Annotated in this window: 28 protein-coding genes; all 28 read right to left on the bottom strand. The window is 67.5% G+C overall.

Annotated elements, in window-relative coordinates:
• Positions 1-28: 28 nt before the first annotated feature.
• Positions 29-682, bottom strand: a complete 654-nt coding sequence (locus tag OG990_RS33265; protein ID WP_328420509.1) for an adenylate kinase — start codon at positions 680-682, stop codon at positions 29-31.
• On the bottom strand, positions 683-2,011 hold the full coding sequence (secY, locus tag OG990_RS33260; RefSeq protein ID WP_328420511.1) for a preprotein translocase subunit SecY: 1,329 nt from the start codon (positions 2,009-2,011) through the stop codon (positions 683-685).
• 233 nt (positions 2,012-2,244) lie between these two features.
• Positions 2,245-2,688: a 50S ribosomal protein L15 gene (gene rplO / locus OG990_RS33255; RefSeq protein WP_112584816.1), complete on the bottom strand. Its 444-nt coding sequence runs from the start codon at positions 2,686-2,688 to the stop codon at positions 2,245-2,247.
• Positions 2,688-2,870 carry a 50S ribosomal protein L30 gene (gene rpmD, locus OG990_RS33250; RefSeq protein WP_151488125.1) on the bottom strand — a complete coding sequence of 61 codons (183 nt, stop codon included), beginning with the start codon at positions 2,868-2,870 and terminating at the stop codon, positions 2,688-2,690. The genes rplO and rpmD overlap by 1 nt, the downstream gene beginning before the upstream one ends.
• The gene (gene rpsE, locus OG990_RS33245) at positions 2,870-3,484 is read right to left on the bottom strand and encodes a 30S ribosomal protein S5 (RefSeq protein WP_328420521.1); all 615 of its coding nucleotides are present in this window, start codon (positions 3,482-3,484) and stop codon (positions 2,870-2,872) included. Before rpsE ends, rpmD begins: the two co-directional genes overlap by 1 nt.
• 33 nt (positions 3,485-3,517) lie before the next feature.
• Entirely contained in the window at positions 3,518-3,895 is a 378-nt protein-coding gene (gene rplR / locus OG990_RS33240) for a 50S ribosomal protein L18 (protein WP_354995205.1), read from the bottom strand.
• Positions 3,896-3,903: 8 nt separating this feature from the next.
• Positions 3,904-4,446 carry a 50S ribosomal protein L6 gene (gene rplF / locus OG990_RS33235; protein ID WP_328420525.1) on the bottom strand — a complete coding sequence of 181 codons (543 nt, stop codon included), beginning with the start codon at positions 4,444-4,446 and terminating at the stop codon, positions 3,904-3,906.
• Positions 4,447-4,462: 16 nt separating this feature from the next.
• Entirely contained in the window at positions 4,463-4,870 is a 408-nt protein-coding gene (rpsH, locus tag OG990_RS33230; protein WP_007465270.1) for a 30S ribosomal protein S8, read from the bottom strand.
• A gap of 116 nt (positions 4,871-4,986) precedes the next feature.
• Positions 4,987-5,172, bottom strand: coding sequence for a type Z 30S ribosomal protein S14 (locus tag OG990_RS33225; RefSeq protein ID WP_007465272.1), 186 nt, complete (start codon positions 5,170-5,172; stop codon positions 4,987-4,989).
• A gap of 1 nt (position 5,173) precedes the next feature.
• Complete coding sequence (gene rplE / locus OG990_RS33220; RefSeq protein ID WP_196929473.1) at positions 5,174-5,740, bottom strand: 50S ribosomal protein L5; 567 nt, start codon at positions 5,738-5,740, stop codon at positions 5,174-5,176.
• Positions 5,740-6,060, bottom strand: coding sequence for a 50S ribosomal protein L24 (gene rplX / locus OG990_RS33215; protein WP_328420528.1), 321 nt, complete (start codon positions 6,058-6,060; stop codon positions 5,740-5,742). Before rplX ends, rplE begins: the two co-directional genes overlap by 1 nt.
• Positions 6,057-6,425 carry a 50S ribosomal protein L14 gene (rplN, locus tag OG990_RS33210; RefSeq protein WP_015619002.1) on the bottom strand — a complete coding sequence of 123 codons (369 nt, stop codon included), beginning with the start codon at positions 6,423-6,425 and terminating at the stop codon, positions 6,057-6,059. Before rplN ends, rplX begins: the two co-directional genes overlap by 4 nt.
• A gap of 97 nt (positions 6,426-6,522) precedes the next feature.
• Entirely contained in the window at positions 6,523-6,801 is a 279-nt protein-coding gene (rpsQ, locus tag OG990_RS33205; RefSeq protein ID WP_328420534.1) for a 30S ribosomal protein S17, read from the bottom strand.
• Complete coding sequence (gene rpmC, locus OG990_RS33200) at positions 6,798-7,034, bottom strand: 50S ribosomal protein L29 (protein ID WP_007465283.1); 237 nt, start codon at positions 7,032-7,034, stop codon at positions 6,798-6,800. The genes rpsQ and rpmC overlap by 4 nt, the downstream gene beginning before the upstream one ends.
• Positions 7,034-7,459, bottom strand: coding sequence for a 50S ribosomal protein L16 (rplP, locus tag OG990_RS33195; RefSeq protein WP_007465292.1), 426 nt, complete (start codon positions 7,457-7,459; stop codon positions 7,034-7,036). The genes rpmC and rplP overlap by 1 nt, the downstream gene beginning before the upstream one ends.
• A gap of 3 nt (positions 7,460-7,462) precedes the next feature.
• Positions 7,463-8,335: a 30S ribosomal protein S3 gene (gene rpsC, locus OG990_RS33190; RefSeq protein WP_328420536.1), complete on the bottom strand. Its 873-nt coding sequence runs from the start codon at positions 8,333-8,335 to the stop codon at positions 7,463-7,465.
• The gene (rplV, locus tag OG990_RS33185) at positions 8,335-8,793 is read right to left on the bottom strand and encodes a 50S ribosomal protein L22 (protein ID WP_089018943.1); all 459 of its coding nucleotides are present in this window, start codon (positions 8,791-8,793) and stop codon (positions 8,335-8,337) included. The genes rpsC and rplV overlap by 1 nt, the downstream gene beginning before the upstream one ends.
• 41 nt (positions 8,794-8,834) lie before the next feature.
• On the bottom strand, positions 8,835-9,116 hold the full coding sequence (rpsS, locus tag OG990_RS33180; protein WP_007465299.1) for a 30S ribosomal protein S19: 282 nt from the start codon (positions 9,114-9,116) through the stop codon (positions 8,835-8,837).
• 12 nt (positions 9,117-9,128) lie between these two features.
• Entirely contained in the window at positions 9,129-9,968 is an 840-nt protein-coding gene (gene rplB, locus OG990_RS33175; protein ID WP_053653944.1) for a 50S ribosomal protein L2, read from the bottom strand.
• A 12-nt stretch (positions 9,969-9,980) separates the two neighbouring features.
• On the bottom strand, positions 9,981-10,283 hold the full coding sequence (rplW, locus tag OG990_RS33170; RefSeq protein WP_007465304.1) for a 50S ribosomal protein L23: 303 nt from the start codon (positions 10,281-10,283) through the stop codon (positions 9,981-9,983).
• Positions 10,280-10,930: a 50S ribosomal protein L4 gene (gene rplD, locus OG990_RS33165; RefSeq protein ID WP_234583436.1), complete on the bottom strand. Its 651-nt coding sequence runs from the start codon at positions 10,928-10,930 to the stop codon at positions 10,280-10,282. The genes rplW and rplD overlap by 4 nt, the downstream gene beginning before the upstream one ends.
• The gene (rplC, locus tag OG990_RS33160) at positions 10,927-11,592 is read right to left on the bottom strand and encodes a 50S ribosomal protein L3 (protein ID WP_328420545.1); all 666 of its coding nucleotides are present in this window, start codon (positions 11,590-11,592) and stop codon (positions 10,927-10,929) included. The genes rplD and rplC overlap by 4 nt, the downstream gene beginning before the upstream one ends.
• An 11-nt stretch (positions 11,593-11,603) precedes the next feature.
• Complete coding sequence (gene rpsJ, locus OG990_RS33155) at positions 11,604-11,912, bottom strand: 30S ribosomal protein S10 (RefSeq protein ID WP_007073037.1); 309 nt, start codon at positions 11,910-11,912, stop codon at positions 11,604-11,606.
• 352 nt (positions 11,913-12,264) lie between these two features.
• Positions 12,265-13,458, bottom strand: coding sequence for an elongation factor Tu (gene tuf / locus OG990_RS33150; RefSeq protein WP_328420547.1), 1,194 nt, complete (start codon positions 13,456-13,458; stop codon positions 12,265-12,267).
• Between the two features lie 213 nt (positions 13,459-13,671).
• Positions 13,672-15,768 carry an elongation factor G gene (gene fusA, locus OG990_RS33145; RefSeq protein ID WP_328420549.1) on the bottom strand — a complete coding sequence of 699 codons (2,097 nt, stop codon included), beginning with the start codon at positions 15,766-15,768 and terminating at the stop codon, positions 13,672-13,674.
• 74 nt (positions 15,769-15,842) lie between these two features.
• Positions 15,843-16,313: a 30S ribosomal protein S7 gene (gene rpsG / locus OG990_RS33140; protein WP_007465317.1), complete on the bottom strand. Its 471-nt coding sequence runs from the start codon at positions 16,311-16,313 to the stop codon at positions 15,843-15,845.
• A 1-nt stretch (position 16,314) separates the two neighbouring features.
• Positions 16,315-16,689, bottom strand: a complete 375-nt coding sequence (gene rpsL / locus OG990_RS33135) for a 30S ribosomal protein S12 (RefSeq protein ID WP_014440718.1) — start codon at positions 16,687-16,689, stop codon at positions 16,315-16,317.
• Positions 16,690-17,210: 521 nt separating this feature from the next.
• Entirely contained in the window at positions 17,211-17,591 is a 381-nt protein-coding gene (locus tag OG990_RS33130) for a hypothetical protein (RefSeq protein WP_328426107.1), read from the bottom strand.
• Positions 17,592-17,921 lie beyond the last annotated feature (330 nt).

Genomic DNA, 17,921 nt, shown 5'->3' with positions numbered 1-17,921 from the left:
ACTCTATCCGCCGTGGCCCGGCGGGACCTCAGCCGCCGTACGACCGCAGCGCGTCGATGGCCCGGGTGGTGACGTCCTCCACCGGGCCGGTGGCGTCGATTCCGACCAGCTTGCCCTGGGCGCCGTAATAGTCGACCAGAGGGGCCGTCTTCTCGCTGTACTCCCGCAGCCGGGTGGCGATGGTCTCCGGCTTGTCGTCGTCGCGCTGGAACAGCTCGGCGCCACACCGGTCACAGATGTCGGGCCGGGTGGTGGCGTCGAACTCGACGTGCCAGATCTTGCCGCAGCCCCGACATGTGCGCCGGCCGGAGAGCCGCCGAATCACTTCGTCGTCGTCGACCACCAGTTCCAGGACCAGGTCCAGTGCGGTGCCCAGGTCGGCGAGGAGCTTGTCCAGCGCGGCGGCCTGCGGAGTGGTCCGCGGGAAGCCGTCGAGCAGGAACCCCTCGCTGGCGTCGGGCTCGGCCAGCCGGTCCCGGACCATGTTGATGGTCACCTCGTCCGGAACCAGCTCGCCAGCGTCCATGTACCGCTTCGCCTCGATGCCGAGCGGCGTGCCCTGGGTGACGTTCGACCGGAAGATGTCCCCGGTCGAGATCTTCGGCACCGAGAGATGGGCGGCGACGAACTCGGCCTGTGTGCCCTTGCCCGCGCCCGGTGGGCCAACCAGAACGAGTCTCATCTACCGCAGGAACCCTTCGTAGTTCCGCTGCATGAGTTGGCTCTCGATCTGCTTCACGGTCTCCAGACCGACGCCGACCATGATGAGCACAGCGGTGCCGCCGAACGGGAAGTTCTGGTACTGCTGGTTGTCCAGCCAGATGAAGAAGAAGTTCGGCAGGATCGAGATGACGCCGAGGTAGAGCGCGCCCGGCAGGGTGATCCGGCTGAGGATGAAGTCCAGGTAGTCGGCGGTCGGCTTGCCCGGGCGGATGCCCGGCACGAACCCGCCGTACTTCTTCATGTTGTCCGCGACCTCGGTCGGGTTGAACGTGATCGAGACGTAGAAGTACGTGAAGAAGATGATCATCAGGAAGTAGACCGTGATGTAGATCGGGCTACTCGGGTTGACCAGGTTGTTCTGGATCCACGCCTGGGTCTTGCCCGGGTCGGTCTGATCGAAGAACTGCAGGGCCAGCTGCGGCAGGTAGAGAAGCGACGAGCCGAAGATGACCGGGATCACACCGGCCTGGTTGACCTTGAGCGGGATGTAGGTCGAGGTGCCGCCGTACATCCGCCGGCCGATCATCCGCTTGGCGTACTGCACCGGAATGCGGCGCTGTGCCTGCTCGATGAAGGTGACCGCGGTGATGACCACCAGGACCAGCGCGATGACCAGGGCGAACATGTCCCAGCCCTTGCTGGTCTTGATCTGCCAGCCCTCGCTGGGCAGCCGGGCGGCGATCGAGGTGAAGATCAGGACGGACATGCCGTTGCCGACGCCCCGGTCGGTGATCAGCTCACCGAGCCACATGACCATGCCGGTACCGGCGGTCATGGTCATCACCAGGATGACCAGGGTCAGCCAGTCCGGGATGCCGGTGCCCGTGGGGATGATCGGGAACTGGTCGCAGCGGTTCTGGAAGAGCTGCCCCGAGCGGGCCAGCGCCACGAACGCCGAAGCCTGCAGCACACCGAGACCAAGGGTCAGGTAGCGGGTGTACTGGGTGATCTTTGCCTGGCCGGCCTGGCCCTCCTTGCGGAGCTGCTCCAGGCGCGGGATAACGACGGTGAGCAGCTGCAGGATGATCGACGCGGTGATGTAGGGCATGATGCCCAGCGCGAAGACCGAGAGCTGTAGCAGCGCTCCGCCGGAGAAGAGGTTGAGCAGGTTCAGCACACCCGTCGACTCACCCTGGAGGGTGTCGAGGCACTTCTGCACGTTGCCGTACGAGACGCCCGGACTGGGGAGCGTTGCACCCAGCCGGTAGACCGCGATGATGCCTACTGTGAACAGCAGCTTCTTGCGCAGGTCAGGCGTACGGAACGCACTGAGAAAGGCGGACAGCAACTTCTTCCTCCTGCGCGAGGCGGGCCGCCGGTGATCCCTGGCGGGTCGGGGTGGATCCCGGGCGAGCGCCCGGAATCCATGGCTGGGATGGGACTCTAACAGCCTCATCCCGGTCCGGGCAGATGCGCCCGGCTACATAAACCGATTCCGATATTACCGGGCGCATACGCCCCAGGCAGACCATGGCGCCCGCCAGTTGCTCACAACTGGACGGGCGCCATGGGTTGTACGCCTTACAGCTCGGTGGTGGAGCCACCGGCGGCGGCGATCTTCTCCTTGGCCGACGCACTGAACGCGTGCGCCGACACCTGGAGCGCCACCCCGCCGAGGTCCCCGGTGCCGAGGACCTTGACCGGGTGACCCTTGCGGACCGCACCGGACTCGACCAGCTCCAGCGGGCCAACCTGGCCGCCGTTCGGGAACAGCTCGGCGAGCCGGTCCAGGTTGACCACCTGGAAGACCACCTTGAACTTGTTCTTGAAGCCCTTCATCTTCGGAAGGCGCATGTGGATGGGCATCTGCCCACCCTCGAACGCCGCCGAGATGTTCTTGCGGGCCTTGGAACCCTTGGTACCGCGACCAGCGGTCTTGCCCTTGGAACCCTCACCGCGACCCACACGGGTCTTCGCGGTCTTGGAACCGGGCGCCGGGCGCAGGTGGTGCACCTTGATCGTCATTACTCGACCTCCTCGACCTTCACGAGGTGGCTCACAGTGAAGATCATGCCGCGGATCTCGGGCCGGTCCTCCTTGACCACCACGTCGTTGATCCGCTTGAGGCCGAGCGAACGCAGCGAGTCACGCTGGTTCTGCTTGGTCCCAATGCCGGATCGGAGCTGGGTGACCTTCAGACGTGCCATCAGTGCGCCACCCCCGCACGCGACGCCAGCATGGCGGCCGGCGCGACGTCCTCCACCGGCAGGCCACGACGCGCCGCGACCTGCTCGGGGGACTCAAGCCCCTTCAGGGCCGCCACGGTGGCGTGCACGATGTTGATCGGGTTCGACGAGCCGAGGCTCTTCGAGAGCACGTCGTGGATCCCGGCGCACTCCAGCACGGCGCGCACCGGACCACCGGCGATGACACCCGTACCGGCCGAGGCCGGCTTGAGCAGCACCACGCCTGCGGCGGCCTCGCCCGTGATCGGGTGCGGGATCGACTGACCGATCCGCGGGACCTTGAAGAAGTGCTTCTTGGCCTCCTCGACACCCTTGGCGATGGCCGCGGGCACCTCCTTGGCCTTTCCGTAGCCCACGCCGACCGTGCCGTCGCCGTCGCCCACGATCACCAGGGCGGTGAAGCTGAAGCGACGACCACCCTTCACGACCTTGGCGACGCGGTTGATCGCGACGACCCGCTCGAGGTGCGGGGTCTTCTCGACGGGCGCGTTTCCGCGGCCGCCCTCACGGCGGTTGTCGCGGCGACCACCCTCGTTGCCACCGGACCCGCCGCCACGGCGCTGTTGACCTGGCATCAGCAGCCTTCCTTATCTCTCGTGACGGGGTTGTTAGAACTCGAGCCCGGCTTCGCGGGCAGCATCGGCAAGCGCGGCGACTCGCCCCGCGTACCGGTTGCCACCGCGGTCGAAGACGACCTTGGAAACGCCGGCGGCCTTGGCCCGCTCGGCGAGCAGCGCGCCCACCTTGCCGGCAAGGGCGCTCTTGTCGCCCTCGGCACCGCGCAGCGAGGCGTCCAGGGTCGACGCCGACGCCAGGGTGTGACCCTTGGTGTCGTCGACGACCTGGGCGACCATGTGCCGCAGGGAGCGGGTGACGACCAGGCGCGGACGCTCGGCCGTACCGCTGACGTTCTTGCGGACGCGGAAGTGCCGACGCGCACGCCCAATGGCGCGCTTGGCGGCGACACCGCGGCGGCGCTTGAGCAGCGTGGCGCTCACTTCTTACCTGCCTTTCCGGCCTTGCGGCGGATGACCTCGCCCTGGTACTTCACGCCCTTGCCCTTGTAGGGCTCCGGCGGACGGATCTTCCGGATGTTGGCCGCGATCTCGCCGACCTGCTGCTTGTCGATGCCGGCCACGTGGAACAGGGTCGGCCGCTCCACCGTGAAGGTGATGCCCGCCGGCGCGGGGACAACCACCGGGTGCGAGAACCCGAGCGCGAACTCGAGATCCGTGCCCTTGGCGGTGACCCGGTAACCGGTGCCGGCGATCTCCAGGCTCTTGCGGTAGCCCTCGGTCACGCCGACGATCATGTTGGCGATAAGCGTACGGCTCAGGCCGTGCAGTTCCTTGGCCTTGCGCTCATCGTTCGGGCGGTTGACGCTCAGCTGCCCATCCTCGGCCCGCTCGATCGTGATCGGCTCGGCGAGGGTGTGCTGGAGCTGGCCCTTCGGGCCCTTGACCTTGACGGTCTGCCCGTCGATCGTGATGTCGACGCCGGCTGGCACCGGGATCGACTTACGTCCAATTCGCGACATTTCTACCTGTCTCCCGTTACCAGACGAAGGCGAGGACTTCCCCGCCAACACTCCGCTTGCGGGCCTGCCGGTCGGTCAGCAGTCCCTGGGACGTCGAAATGATCGCCACGCCCAGCCCACCGAGCACCCGGGGGAGCCCGTCCGACTTGGCGTACACCCGGAGACCGGGCTTGGACACGCGCTTGATGCCGGCCAGGCTCCGCTCGCGGTTCTGGCCGTACTTCAGCTCGACGACCAGTCGCTTGCCGACGGCGCCCTCCTCGGGCTCCTCGACCGACCAGGTGGCGATGTAACCCTCGGCCTTCAGGACCTCGGCAATGTTCGCCTTGATCTTGGAGTAGGGCATCTTCACCTGGTCGTGGTACGCCTGGTTGGCGTTACGCAGACGCGTGAGCATGTCTGCGATCGGGTCGGTCATCGTCATGGATTTCGTCAGCCTTTCTCGCCGGGGTTCCCGGGGCATCGACCCCGGGCCTACGGCGAAGAGCAATACCTAATCGGTGCAGGAGTTCCCGGCCTACAGCCGGGACGCGGTCGCCCTTACCAGGAAGCCTTGGACACACCCGGCAGCTCACCGCGGTGGGCCATCTCCCGGATGCACACCCGGCAGAGACCGAACTTGCGGTAGACCGCCTTCGGACGCCCGCACCGCTGGCAGCGGGTGTAGGCGCGAACCGAGAACTTCGGCTTCGCGGCCGCCTTGATGATCAGCGCCTTCTTGGCCATCTCAGTTCTCCTTGAACGGGAAGCCCAGGAGCTTGAGCAGCGCCCGGCCCTCGTCGTCGGTCGTGGCGGTGGTGACCACCGTGATGTCCATGCCCCGCTGGCGATCGATCCGGTCCTGGTCGATCTCGTGGAACACCGACTGCTCGGTCAGACCGAACGTGTAGTTGCCGTGCCCGTCGAGCTTGCGCCCGTCCAGACCGCGGAAGTCGCGGATACGCGGCAGCGCGATGGACAGCAGCCGGTCCATGAACTCCCACATCCGGTCGCCGCGAAGAGTCACCTTCGCGCCGATCGGCATGCCCTCGCGGAGCTTGAACTGCGCGATGGACTTGGTCGCCCGCCGCACCTGCGGCTTCTGGCCGGTGATCGTGGCGAGGTCGCGGACCGCGCCGTCGATCAGCTTGGCGTCGCGAGCAGCCTCGCCGACACCCATGTTGACGACGATCTTGACCAGCCGCGGCACCTGCATGGGGTTGCCGTAGCTGTGCTGCTCACGCAGCTGCGCCGCGATCTCGTTGCGGTACCGCTCCTTGAGGCGCGGCATGGTCTTTTCGGTAGCCGTGGTCATCACAGGTCCTTACCGGTGCTACGCGCGATGCGGACCTTCTGGCCGTTGTCGTCGATCCGGTAACCGACGCGGGTCGGCTTGCCGTCGGAGTCCAGGACCTGCACGTTCGAAACGTGGATCGCGGCCTCCTGGGTGACGATGCCGCCGGTCTTGGCGCCACGCTGGGTGGTGCTGATGCGGGTGTGCTTCTTGACCCGGTTCACGCCCTCGACCAGGACCTTGTCCTGCCGCGGGTAGGCCGCAATGACCTTGCCCTTGGCACCCTTGTCCTTGCCGGCGATGACGACGACCGTGTCGCCCTTCTTGACCTTCACGGTCACAACACCTCCGGCGCGAGGGAAATAATCTTCATAAACCGCTTGTCCCGCAGCTCCCGGCCCACCGGGCCGAAGATACGGGTACCGCGCGGGTCCCCGCCGTCCTTGATGATGACGGCGGCGTTCTCGTCGAAGCGGATGTACGAACCGTCCGGCCGCCGCTTCTCCTTGGCGGTGCGGACGATGACCGCCTTGACGACGTCGCCCTTCTTCACACCGGCACCCGGGATCGCGTCCTTGACGGTGGCCACGATGACGTCGCCGATGCTCGCGTAGCGCCGACCGGAGCCACCGAGAACCCGGATGCACAGGATCTCCCGAGCACCCGTGTTGTCGGCGACGCGCAGTCGCGACTCCTGCTGAATCACGTCTATCTCCTATGTCTGCCGGTTCTCCGGCCGCCGTGGCGGCCGGAGCCTGGCGGAACCAACGCCCGACGCAACGCCGGGCGAGCTCGAGCTTTCGCTACTTGGCCTTTTCCAGGACTTCCACGATCCGCCAACGCTTGGTGGCGCTCAGCGGCCGGGTCTCCATGATCAGGACCCGGTCGCCGGTGCCGGCGGCGTTCTGCTCGTCGTGGACCTTCAGCTTGCTGGTCCGGCGCATGATCTTGCCGTACAGCGCGTGCCTGACCCGGTCCTCGACCTCGACCACGACGGTCTTGTCCATCTTGTCGCTCACCACGAGGCCCTCACGGACCTTGCGGCGAGCCCGCACGGTGGCGGTGGTGTTCTCGTCGGTCATGATGCAGTCACCTCAGTCGGCGCGGCCGAGAGCCCCAGCTCACGCTCACGCATGATCGTGTAGATCCGGGCGATCTCCCGACGGATGACCTGCAGCCGCCGGTTGTTGTCCAGCTGCCCGGTTGCGGCCTGCACGCGGAGGTTGAACAGCTCCGCCTTGGCCTCCCGTAGCTTCGTGACCAGCTCCTCTTCGGAGAGCTCACGCAGCTCGGTCGCCTTAACGCCCGCTGCCATCAGGATTCACCCACTTCGCGCGTAACAATGCGGCACTTCATCGGGAGCTTGTGGATCGCGCGACGCATGGCCTCTCGCGCAATCTGCTCGTTGGGGAAGGACATCTCGAAGAGCACCCGCCCCGGCTTGACGTTCGCGACCCACCACTCGGGCGAGCCCTTACCGGAACCCATCCGGGTCTCGGCGGGCTTCTTGGTGAGGGCCTGGTCCGGGAAGATCGTGATCCAGACCTTGCCACCACGCTTGATGTGACGGGTCATCGCGATACGCGCTGACTCGATCTGGCGGTTGGTCACGTACGCCGGCTCGAGAGCCTGGATCCCGAACTCGCCGAACACCACCCGGTTACCACCCTTGGACGCGCCACTGCGGTCCGGGTGGTGCGGCTTGCGGAAGCCCTTCGGGGGCTTGCGCGGCATCAGCATCTGTCAGCCCTCCTGCTGCGTTTCTGCCGGAGCGGAAGCCTTGGCGGCGACAGCAGCGCTGTCGACCGGCTCGCCGCTCGGAGTCTCGGCCTGCTGCGCGATGGTGGTCGCGGCAGCCCGGCCGGCCTCGGTGCCACCGGCAGTCGTGCCGGACGAACCGGACCGACCACGGCGCGGCCGCTCCGGACGGTCGCCACGCTCACCACGACGCGGACGAGACGGACCCGCCTCGGCCGGAGCCTCCCGGCCCGGAACCGCGTCGCCCTTGTAGATCCAGACCTTCACGCCGATCCGGCCGAAGGTGGTACGAGCCTCGAAGAAGCCGTACTCGATGTTGGCCCGCAGCGTGTGCAGCGGAACCCGGCCCTCGCGGTAGAACTCGGTCCGGCTCATCTCGGCGCCGCCGAGACGACCCGAGACCTGCACCCGAATGCCCTTGCAGACCGGGTTCTTCATCGCGGACTGCATGGCCTTGCGCATCGCCCGACGGAAGCTGACCCGGCTGGACAGCTGCTCGGCCACGCCCTGCGCGACAAGCTGTGCGTCCGACTCGGGGTTCTTCACCTCGATGATGTTCAGCTGCACCTGCTTGCCGGTGAGCTTCTCGAGCTCGCCGCGGATCCGGTCGGCCTCCGCACCCTTACGGCCGATGACAATGCCCGGCCGCGCGGTGTGGATGTCGACCCGGACCCGGTCGCGGGTGCGCTCGATGTCGACCTTGGAAATGCCGGCGCGCTCCAGGCCCTTGGACATCATCCGGCGGATCTTGACATCCTCGCCGATGTAGTCCTTGTAGAGCTTGTCCGCGAACCAGCGGGACTTCCAGTCGGTCGAGATGCCGAGCCGGAACCCAGTGGGGTGAACCTTCTGACCCATTACTCGGCGTCCTCCGTCTTGCTCTGCGCTTCGGCCGGTGCGGCCTGCGTCGCCGGGGCGGCCTTCTTCGCCGCGGCCTTCCTCGGCGCTGCCGGCGCGACCGCCTCGACCGCCACGGTGATGTGGCAGGTGCGCTTGCGGATCCGGTACGCCCGGCCCTGCGCCCGCGGCTGGAACCGCTTCATCGTCGGGCCCTCGTCCACGAACGCCTCGCTCACGAGCAGCGCATCGGGGTCCAGCCGCTCGTTGTTCTCCGCGTTGGCGATCGCGCTAGCGAGCACCTTGTACACCTGCTCGCTCGCAGCCTGCGGCGCGAACTGCAGCACCGTGAGAGCCTCCTTCGCGGGCAGGCCGCGGACGAGGTTGACCACCCGGCGCGCCTTCATCGGCGAGATGCGCACGTGCCGCGCAACCGCCCGCGCGCCCGGAAGCACCGGAGCGTCGCCCTTTCCTGGCATCGCTGTAACCCCTTGTTCCCTCTATCCGTATGCCCGCGGCGTCAGCGCCGACGGCTCTTCCGGTCGTCCTTCTCGTGACCCTTGAACGTGCGGGTCAGCGCGAACTCGCCGAGCTTGTGCCCGACCATCGCCTCGGTCACGAACACCGGGACGTGCTTGCGTCCGTCGTGCACCGCGATCGTGTGCCCGAGCATCTCCGGGATGATCGTCGAGCGCCGCGACCAGGTCTTGATCACGTTCTTCGAGCCCTTGTCGTTCTGAACTTCCACCTTCTTGAGCAGGTGGTCGTCGACGAACGGGCCCTTCTTCAGGCTGCGAGGCATGTCTTATCTCCCTCAGCCGCGCTTACGCGTGGCGTAGCGACGGCGGACGATCAGCCGGTCACTCGGCTGGCCCTTACGGCGGGTGCGGCCCTCGGGCTTACCCTGCGGGTTGACCGGGTGGCGACCACCGGAGGTCTTACCCTCACCACCACCGTGCGGGTGGTCGACCGGGTTCATGGCGACACCACGGACGGTCGGGCGCTTGCCCTTCCACCGCATCCGGCCGGCCTTGCCCCAGTTGATGTTCGACTGATCGGCGTTGCCGATCTCGCCGACGCTGGCGCGGCAGCGCACGTCCACACGCCGGATCTCACCGGACGGCATACGCAGGGTCGCGTACGCGCCCTCCCGGCCGAGCAGCTGGATACCGACGCCGGCGGACCGGGCCAGCTTGGCCCCGCCACCCGGACGCAGCTCCACGTTGTGAATCGTGGTACCGACCGGGATGTTGCGCAGCGGCAGGTTGTTGCCGGGCTTGATGTCGGCGCCCGGGCCGGACTCGACGCGGTCGCCCTGCTTCATGTCCTTCGGCGCGAGGATGTACCGCTTCTCGCCGTCGGCGTAGTGCAGCAGCGCGATGCGCGCCGTGCGGTTCGGGTCGTACTCGATGTGAGCGACCTTCGCCGGCACGCCGTCCTTGTCGACCCGCTTGAAGTCGATCAGACGGTACTGGCGCTTGTGACCGCCACCGTGGTGCCGCGTGGTGATCCGGCCGTGGGCGTTACGCCCGCCCTTCTTCGGCAACGGAGCCAGCAGCGACTTCTCCGGCGTGGACCGGGTGATCTCGGCGAAGTCGGCGACACTGGACCCTCGTCGGCCCGGCGTCGTCGGCTTGTATTTACGGATAGCCATTGTCTACACCCCTCAGCTGACCGGGCCGCCGAAGGCCTCGATACGGTCACCGTCAGCCAGCTTCACGATCGCCCGCTTGGTCGCCTTGCGCTGACCGAAGCCGGTCTTGGTGCGCTTGCGCTTGCCCTGGCGGTTGAGCGTGTTGACCGTCAGGACGCGGACGTTGAAGATCTGCTGGATAGCGATCTTGATCTCGGTCTTGTTCGCGTCCGGGTGCACCAGGAAGGTGTACCAGTTCCGGTTCAGCTCGCTGTAGCTCTTCTCCGAGACGACCGGCGCCACGATGATGTCGCGCGGGTCGGCGATGGTGCTCACTTGCCACCCTCCTCGGTGGTCTCGGCGGGCACGCCCAGGAACTCGTCCAGGGCGTCCTTGGTGAAGACCACGTCGTCGGCCACCAGCACGTCGTACGTGTTCAGCTGGCCGGACTCGATCAGGTGCACCCGCGGCTCGTTGCGCAGGGACACCCAGTTCAGCTCGTCGGTGCTGCTCAGCACGACCAGGACCCGACGGGCCTCGGTGAGCTTGGTCAGCGTGGCCAGGGCCGCCTTGGTCGACGGCTTCTCGCCCGAGACGAACGCCTCGACGACGTGCACCTGCCCGGCGCGGGCCCGGTCGGAGAGGGCACCCCGCAGCGCGGCGGCCTTCATCTTCTTCGGGGTCCGCTGGCTGTAGTCGCGCGGCACGGGACCGTGCACCACGCCACCGCCGGCGAACTGCGGCGCGCGGATCGAGCCCTGCCGGGCGCGACCGGTGCCCTTCTGCTTGTACGGCTTCTTGCCGCCACCGGCGACCTCGCCGCGGGTCTTGGCCTTGTGCGTGCCCTGTCGGGCCGCCGCGAGCTGGGCCACCACGACCTGGTGCATCAGCGCGACGTTGGCTTGCACGTCGAAGATGTCAGCCGGCAGCTCGACGGAGCCGCTGGTGCTGCCTTCGACGGTGCGCACGTCAACGGTGGTCACTTGGCCGCACCGCCCTTCTTCACCTTGCTCTTGGCCGCGGTACGGACCAGAACCAGCGCGCCCTTGGGACCAGGAATGGCACCACGGACGAGCAGGAGGTTGTTCTCGGTGTCGACCGCCTGGACGGTGAGGTTCTGCACGGTGTACCGCACGCCACCCATCCGGCCGGCCATCCGGGTGCCCTTGAAGACACGACCCGGAGTGGCGCAGGCGCCGATGGAACCGGGCGAGCGGTGCTTGCGCTCGACACCGTGGCTGGCACGCAGACCGTGGAAGCCGTGCCGCTTCATCGGACCGGCGTAGCCCTTGCCCTTGGTCTTGCCGGTGACGTCGATCGTGACGCCGGCCGGGAACTCGTCGACCGTGACCTCCTGGCCGAGCGAGTACTCCCCAGCGTCCGTGGTGCGCAGCTCGACGATGTGCCGGCGCGGCGCCACGTCCGCCTTCGCGTAGTGCCCGCTGATCGGCTTCTTGACCTTGCGCGGGTCGATGATGCCGTACGCCAGCTGGACCGCGGAGTAACCGTCCTTCTCGGCGCTACGAACCTGGCTGATGACGCACGGGCCGGCCTCGACCACGGTCACGGGAACAACACGGTTGTTGTCCCAGACCTGGGTCATGCCGAGCTTGGCGCCCAGGATCCCCTTGACTTGCCTGTCCATTTGTCCGGTCCCTACAGCTTGATCTCGATGTCGACGCCAGCCGGCAGGTCGAGGCGCATGAGCGAGTCGACCGTCTTCGGAGTCGGGTCGATGATGTCGATCAGCCGCTTGTGCGTGCGCATCTCGAAGTGCTCGCGCGAGTCCTTGTACTTGTGCGGCGAGCGGATAACGCAGAAACGGTTGATCTCCGTGGGCAGCGGCACCGGGCCCGCGACCTGCGCCCCGGTGCGCGTCACCGTCTCGACGATCTTCCGAGCCGAGGAGTCGACGACCTCGTGGTCATAGGCCTTGAGCCGGATGCGGATCTTCTGTCCCGCCATGGTGGCTTCTGTTCCTTCTCTCGATGCCGCTGTGTTGCGGGCGCCTGTGCCGGCTGGCACAGGCCCACTTCGCCGACCCCCGCGGTCGGGCGTGTCGCGCCCTCGGGCCGGGCTCCGCCCCGGAACTCCGGAGCGGTCCTGACCGCGCGGTGGGTCAAGGCGCCGATCGCATTACGCGACCTGAACGCCGTGCGAGGGTGGTTGGCGACCCAGGGTCGCCAACCACCCCAACGCTCGACTGTGCCGCCACCCGGAGGTTCAGCGAAAGCCGAACACAGGCGACGAACTGTCGTTACGCAACCTGACTAGTATGCCGCACGACCGGCGGCGGGTCTAATCGGGGTTACCTAGTTCACTTCAAGATCTTGGTGACGAACCCGGCGCCGACGGTGCGGCCACCCTCGCGGATCGCGAACTTGAGGTTGTCCTCCATGGCGATGGGCTGGATCAGCTTCACCGTCATCGAAGTGTTGTCACCCGGCATGACCATCTCGGTGCCCTCGGGGAGGGTGACGACACCGGTGACGTCCGTGGTCCGGAAGTAGAACTGCGGGCGGTAGTTCTGGAAGAACGGGGTGTGCCGGCCGCCCTCCTCCTTGGAGAGGATGTAGACCGTCGCCTCGAACTCCGTGTGCGGGGTGTTCGAGCCCGGCTTCACGACGACCATGCCGCGCTCGACCTCGTCGCGCTTGGTGCCACGCAGCAGCAGGCCGACGTTCTCGCCTGCGCGGGCGTCGTCCAGGGTCTTCCGGAACATCTCGATCGCGGTGACCTTGGTCTTGAAGCTCTTCTCCCGGATACCGACGAGCTCAACATCCTCGTTCGGCAGGAGAACGCCGCGCTCGACCCGACCGGTGACGACGGTGCCACGACCGGTGATCGTGAACACGTCCTCGACCGGCATCAGGAACGGCTTGTCGACATCGCGCTCCGGCTGCGGGATCGAGGTGTCGACCGCGGTCATCAGGTCCAGCAGCTTGCCGGTCCACTCGGGGTCACCCTCGAGGGCCTTCAGCGCCGAAACCCGCACGACCGGCAGGTCGTCACCCGGGTACTCCTGCGAGGAGAGCAGCTCGCGGACCTCGAGCTCGACGAGCTCCAGGAGCTCCTCGTCATCGACCATGTCGCTCTTGTTGAGCGCCACGACGATGTACGGCACACCGACCTGACGGGCCAGCAGCACGTGCTCGCGGGTCTGCGGCATCGGGCCGTCAGTCGCCGCCACCACCAGGATCGCGCCGTCCATCTGCGCGGCACCGGTGATCATGTTCTTGATGTAGTCGGCGTGCCCAGGGCAGTCGACGTGCGCGTAGTGCCGCGACTCGGTCTGGTACTCGACATGCGCGATCGAGATCGTGATGCCGCGGGCCTTCTCCTCCGGCGCCTTGTCGATCTCGTCGAACGGCGTGTAGGGGTTCAGGTCCGGGTACTGGTCGTGCAGGACCTTGGTGATGGCCGCCGTCAGCGTCGTCTTACCGTGGTCGATGTGACCAATGGTGCCGATGTTGACGTGCGGCTTAGTCCGCTCGAACTTAGCCTTCGCCACTGGTGTCCTCCTGTGGACTTCTTGGTTCGTACGCCCGGCGCGCCGGTCGGCGCTTAGGACTCTGTCGACAGCCTTTCCGGCCTGAACGACCGGAGAGCTTTTGTGGGTTCTGCGGCGATGAAGCCTACAGGCCCGGTCTCACGCAATCCGATCGTGGTGGCCGCGGGCGGGTGAAACCTCCCGCGACCAACCACGAATCACCTGCTCAGAGCGTTACTCGCCCGTTGCCTTGGCGATGATCTCCTTCGCGACGCTCTGCGGAACCTCGGCGTAGGAGTCGAACTGCATGCTGTAGCTAGCCCGGCCCTGGGTCTTCGACCGCAGGTCGCCGACGTAGCCGAACATCTCCGACAACGGCACCAGAGCCCGGACGATGCGGGCGCCACTGCGCTCCTCCATCGCCTGGATGATGCCACGGCGGGAGTTGAGGTCGCCGATGACGTCACCCATGTTCTCCTCAGGAGTGGTGACTTCAACGGCCATCATCGGCTCGAGCAACGCGGGGTCGGCCTTGCGGGCCGCCTCCTTCATCACCATCGAGCCGGCGATCTTGAATGCCATTTCCGAGGAGTCGACCTCGTGGTACTGGCCGTCCAGCAGGGTCAGCTTCACACCGACCAGCGGGAAGCCCGCCAGGATGCCGTACTGCAGGGCGTCCTGCGCACCGGCGTCCACCGACGGGATGAACTCCCGCGGGATGCGGCCACCGCTGACAGCGTTGGCGAACTCGTAGGTCGGCGAGTCGTTGTCCAGCGGCAGCGGCTCGACGCTCACGATCACGCGGGCGTACTGGCCGGAACCACCGGTCTGCTTCTTGTGGGTGTACTCGATCTTCTCCACCTTGCGGCGGATCGTCTCGCGGTACGCCACCTGCGGCTTGCCGACGTTGGCCTCGACGTTGAACTCACGTCGCATCCGGTCGACAAGGATGTCCAGGTGCAGCTCACCCATGCCGGAGATGACCGTCTGACCGGTCTCCTCGTCCAGTCGGACGCGGAAGGTCGGGTCCTCCTCGGCCAGCCGCTGGATGGCCGTGCCCAGCTTCTCCTGGTCGGACTTGGTCTTCGGCTCGATCGCCACCGAGATGACCGGCTCCGGGAAGGTCATCGACTCCAGGATCACCGGGTTCGCCGGGTCGGAGAGGGTGTCGCCGGTGGTGGTCTGCTTGAGACCCTGCACGGCGATGATGTCGCCGGCCTGCGCCGACGGACGCTCTTCCCGCTTGTTGGCGTGCATCTGGTAGATCTTGCCGATCCGCTCCTTGCGGTCCTTGGTGGAGTTGACCACCTGGGAGCCGGACTCGAGCAGGCCGGAGTAGACCCGGACGTAGGTGAGCTTGCCGAGGTGCTTGTCCGTCTGGATCTTGAAGGCCAGGCCGGAGAAGGGCTCCGACTTGGACGGCTTCCGGATCAGCGGGGTCTCGCCATCGGGAGCCGTACCCTCGATGGCCGGAACGTCCAGCGGCGACGGCAGGAAGTCGACCACGGCGTCGAGCATGGGCTGGACGCCCTTGTTCTTGAACGCCGAGCCGCAGAGCACCGGATTGGCCTTGCCAGCGATGGTGGCACGCCGGATGGCGGCCTTGATCTCCTCAACGGAGACCTCGTCGCCTTCCAGGTACTTCTCCATCACCGAGTCGTCGACGTCGGCCAGGGTCTCCATCAGCTTCTCGCGCCACTCGGCCGCGGAGTCGGCCAGCTCGGCCGGGATCTCCTCGATCGCGTAGTCGTCACCCTTCTGGGTCTCCCCACGCCAGGTGAGAGCGCGCATGCCGATCAGGTCGACGACGCCGATGTGGTCGCCCTCGAGCCCGATCGGGATCTGGAGCACCAGCGGGGTGGCGTTGAGCCGGTCGATCATCATCTGCACGCAGCGGAAGAAGTCGGCGCCGGTCCGGTCGAGCTTGTTGACGAAGCACATCCGCGGGACGTTGTACTTGTCGGCCTGCCGCCAGACGTTCTCCGTCTGCGGCTCCACGCCGGCGACACCGTCGTAGACCGCGACCGCACCATCCAGCACCCGCAGCGACCGCTCGACCTCGACCGTGAAGTCGACGTGGCCAGGCGTGTCGATGATCTGGATCGTGTGGCCCTTCCACTCACACTTGGTAGCAGCGGAGGTGATGGTGATACCACGCTCCTGCTCCTGCTCCATCCAGTCCATGACGGCAGCGCCCTCGTGGACCTCACCGATCTTGTACGTGATGCCGGTGTAGAACAGGATCCGCTCGGTGGTCGTGGTCTTACCGGCATCGATGTGCGCCATGATGCCGATGTTGCGTACGTTGGCGAGCGCGTCTGCGGCGGCCACTTCAATCCCTACTTATCGTCGTCTCGACTCAACTGGTGGCGGTTCCGGCGCCCGAGGGCGCCGGAACCAGGGTGTTACCAGCGGTAGTGCGCGAAGGCCTTGTTGGACTCGGCCATCTTGTGCGTGTCCTCGCGCCGCTTGACGGCGGCACCGAGGCCGTTGCTCGCGTCCAGCAGCTCGTTCATCAGCCGCTCGACCATGGTCTTCTCGCGCCGGGCGCGGGAGTAGGTGACCAGCCAACGCAGGCCCAGCGTGGTCGCCCGGGTGGGACGGACCTCGACCGGAACCTGGTAGGTGGCGCCACCGACACGACGGCTGCGCACCTCGAGGGTCGGCTTGACGTTGTCCATCGCCCGCTTGAGGGTGACGACCGGGTCGGTGCCGGACTTCTCGCGGCAGCCCTCGAGGGCCGCGTACACGATGGATTCGGCGAGCTGACGCTTGCCACGGAGCAGGATCTTGTTCACCAGCTGGGTGACCAGCGGCGAGTTGTACACCGGGTCAGCGACCAGTGGCCGCCGCGGAGCGGGTCCCTTACGCGGCATGTCAGCTCTTCTCCTTCTTCGCGCCGTAACGGCTGCGCGCCTGCTTGCGGTTGCGGACACCCTGGGTGTCCAGCGAGCCGCGAACGATCTTGTAACGCACGCCGGGGAGGTCCTTCACCCGGCCGCCGCGAACGAGCACGATCGAGTGCTCCTGCAGGTTGTGACCGACGCCCGGGATGTAGGCGGTCACCTCGATCTGGCTGCTGAGCTTCACACGAGCGACCTTGCGCAGCGCCGAGTTCGGCTTCTTGGGGGTGGTGGTGTACACGCGGGTGCACACGCCGCGCCGCTGAGGGGAACCCTTCAGCGCCGGGGTCTTGGTCTTGCTCGTCTTTGCTTGGCGGCCCTTTCGGACCAGCTGCTGGATCGTGGGCACCGGGTTTCTCCGCTCCCTTCGGCCGCAGTCTTGCGGCCGCGCCGTCTGCTCGTTAGCCGGCCTGATGACCGGCTCTCCTACATTCCGACCAGGGCCACCCTGCGGCGGTCCCGGCACCCGCGGTCGGGCGTGTCGCCCAGCTCACGGTCCCGGTGCGGACGCTTTCGCGGCGTACCGGGGTCTGTCACCGGCACGCGGGTCGCCCCGCCCCGGATCTTTGGCTTGTCGTGCCGCCGTCCGGACTCCGGAACCAGCGCACGCACGAGTTGCCCGGGCACGCCCGGGCACAAGGGGAAAGAGTACCTACCACAGCCGCACAGGTCAAAACGGAATGGCCCGGCGAATGACTCACACCCGCCAGCCGGATCTCGTCCTGCCCCGTCGCCCGCGATGGGCACCTACGACTACAAGTGTACCGGCTTCCCCGCCGGACCACCCGTCGCCCCCATCCCGGGCACCCGCGACCTGGTGCGCCACCTGCGCCGACCCCCTTCGGAGGGCTGATCCGACGGTGACCAGCCTCACGCCAGGGAGATCACCAGCGCCAGGCCCAGGCCCAGCAGGCTGAGCAGCGCTCCCCCCGCACCGCAGCTGATCCCCGCCACCGCCAGGCCGCGGCCGGTGAAGCGGACGGCGGGTGGTGGAGCCGGACGGCGGATCTGCCGCTGACCGAGCAGGCCGGCGACGACCGCGGCCACCCCGGCCAGCACGCCGAGTACGGCGAACGCCCCGGACGCCCACGCCCCTCCGTAGTTCGAGAAGGCCACCCCGAAGCAGGTCACCAGCAGCGCGACGAGGAGCGACGCGATCCCGGCCACCAGCGCCCCGACGGCCAGCCCGGAGGTGACCGGTGGCACGTCCAGGTACACCACGCCGAACGGCGTGCCGGGTACCTGCTCCACCCGCTTCGGCGGCCGGCGCTGGTCGTCGGTCGGTGGCGGCGGCACCGACCGGCCCGGCGCCGCACCCCATGCGGGGGCATGACCCGCCGGCGGCGGTCCCCAGCCCGTAGGCGCCCCATACCCGCCCGTCGGTCCGGACGACGGCGCGGGCGGTGGTGGCGTGCCCCCACCCGGCACGGACGGCATCGGGGCACCCCACTGCGGCGAGGACGCCGGCGCCGTGCCCGGGTCGGGGAAGGCGGCGGGCGAGCCCGGCTGCCCGGTCGGATCGGGCCGCGCCCAGCCGCTCGGCTCGGACGGGCCCGGGGCCCGGTCCGGCGCGCCAGGATT

The organism is Micromonospora sp. NBC_00858 (genome assembly GCF_045207365.1).
Taxonomy (GTDB): Bacteria; Actinomycetota; Actinomycetes; order Mycobacteriales; family Micromonosporaceae; genus Micromonospora.
The sequence above is the reverse complement of the archived record's forward strand: the minus strand, read 5'-3'. Positions and strand labels throughout refer to the sequence as shown.

Excerpts from the sequence above, each read along its gene's own strand:
- OG990_RS33265 (WP_328420509.1), bottom strand. The coding sequence starts at position 682 with ATGAGACTCGTTCTGGTTGGCCCACCGGGCGCGGGCAAGGGCACACAG.
- rplO (WP_112584816.1), bottom strand. The coding sequence starts at position 2,688 with ATGACGATCAAGGTGCACCACCTGCGCCCGGCGCCCGGTTCCAAGACC.
- rpmD (WP_151488125.1), bottom strand. The coding sequence starts at position 2,870 with ATGGCACGTCTGAAGGTCACCCAGCTCCGATCCGGCATTGGGACCAAG.
- rpsE (WP_328420521.1), bottom strand. The coding sequence starts at position 3,484 with ATGCCAGGTCAACAGCGCCGTGGCGGCGGGTCCGGTGGCAACGAGGGT.
- rplF (WP_328420525.1), bottom strand. The coding sequence starts at position 4,446 with ATGTCGCGAATTGGACGTAAGTCGATCCCGGTGCCAGCCGGCGTCGAC.
- rpsH (WP_007465270.1), bottom strand. The coding sequence starts at position 4,870 with ATGACGATGACCGACCCGATCGCAGACATGCTCACGCGTCTGCGTAAC.
- OG990_RS33225 (WP_007465272.1), bottom strand. The coding sequence starts at position 5,172 with ATGGCCAAGAAGGCGCTGATCATCAAGGCGGCCGCGAAGCCGAAGTTC.
- rplE (WP_196929473.1), bottom strand. The coding sequence starts at position 5,740 with ATGACCACGGCTACCGAAAAGACCATGCCGCGCCTCAAGGAGCGGTAC.
- rpsQ (WP_328420534.1), bottom strand. The coding sequence starts at position 6,801 with ATGACCGACGAGAACACCACCGCCACCGTGCGGGCTCGCCGCAAGGTC.
- rpmC (WP_007465283.1), bottom strand. The coding sequence starts at position 7,034 with ATGGCAGCGGGCGTTAAGGCGACCGAGCTGCGTGAGCTCTCCGAAGAG.
- rplP (WP_007465292.1), bottom strand. The coding sequence starts at position 7,459 with ATGCTGATGCCGCGCAAGCCCCCGAAGGGCTTCCGCAAGCCGCACCAC.
- rpsC (WP_328420536.1), bottom strand. The coding sequence starts at position 8,335 with ATGGGTCAGAAGGTTCACCCCACTGGGTTCCGGCTCGGCATCTCGACC.
- rplV (WP_089018943.1), bottom strand. The coding sequence starts at position 8,793 with ATGCCAGGAAAGGGCGACGCTCCGGTGCTTCCGGGCGCGCGGGCGGTT.
- rpsS (WP_007465299.1), bottom strand. The coding sequence starts at position 9,116 with ATGCCTCGCAGCCTGAAGAAGGGCCCGTTCGTCGACGACCACCTGCTC.
- rplB (WP_053653944.1), bottom strand. The coding sequence starts at position 9,968 with ATGGCTATCCGTAAATACAAGCCGACGACGCCGGGCCGACGAGGGTCC.
- rplC (WP_328420545.1), bottom strand. The coding sequence starts at position 11,592 with ATGGACAGGCAAGTCAAGGGGATCCTGGGCGCCAAGCTCGGCATGACC.
- rpsJ (WP_007073037.1), bottom strand. The coding sequence starts at position 11,912 with ATGGCGGGACAGAAGATCCGCATCCGGCTCAAGGCCTATGACCACGAG.
- rpsG (WP_007465317.1), bottom strand. The coding sequence starts at position 16,313 with ATGCCGCGTAAGGGACCCGCTCCGCGGCGGCCACTGGTCGCTGACCCG.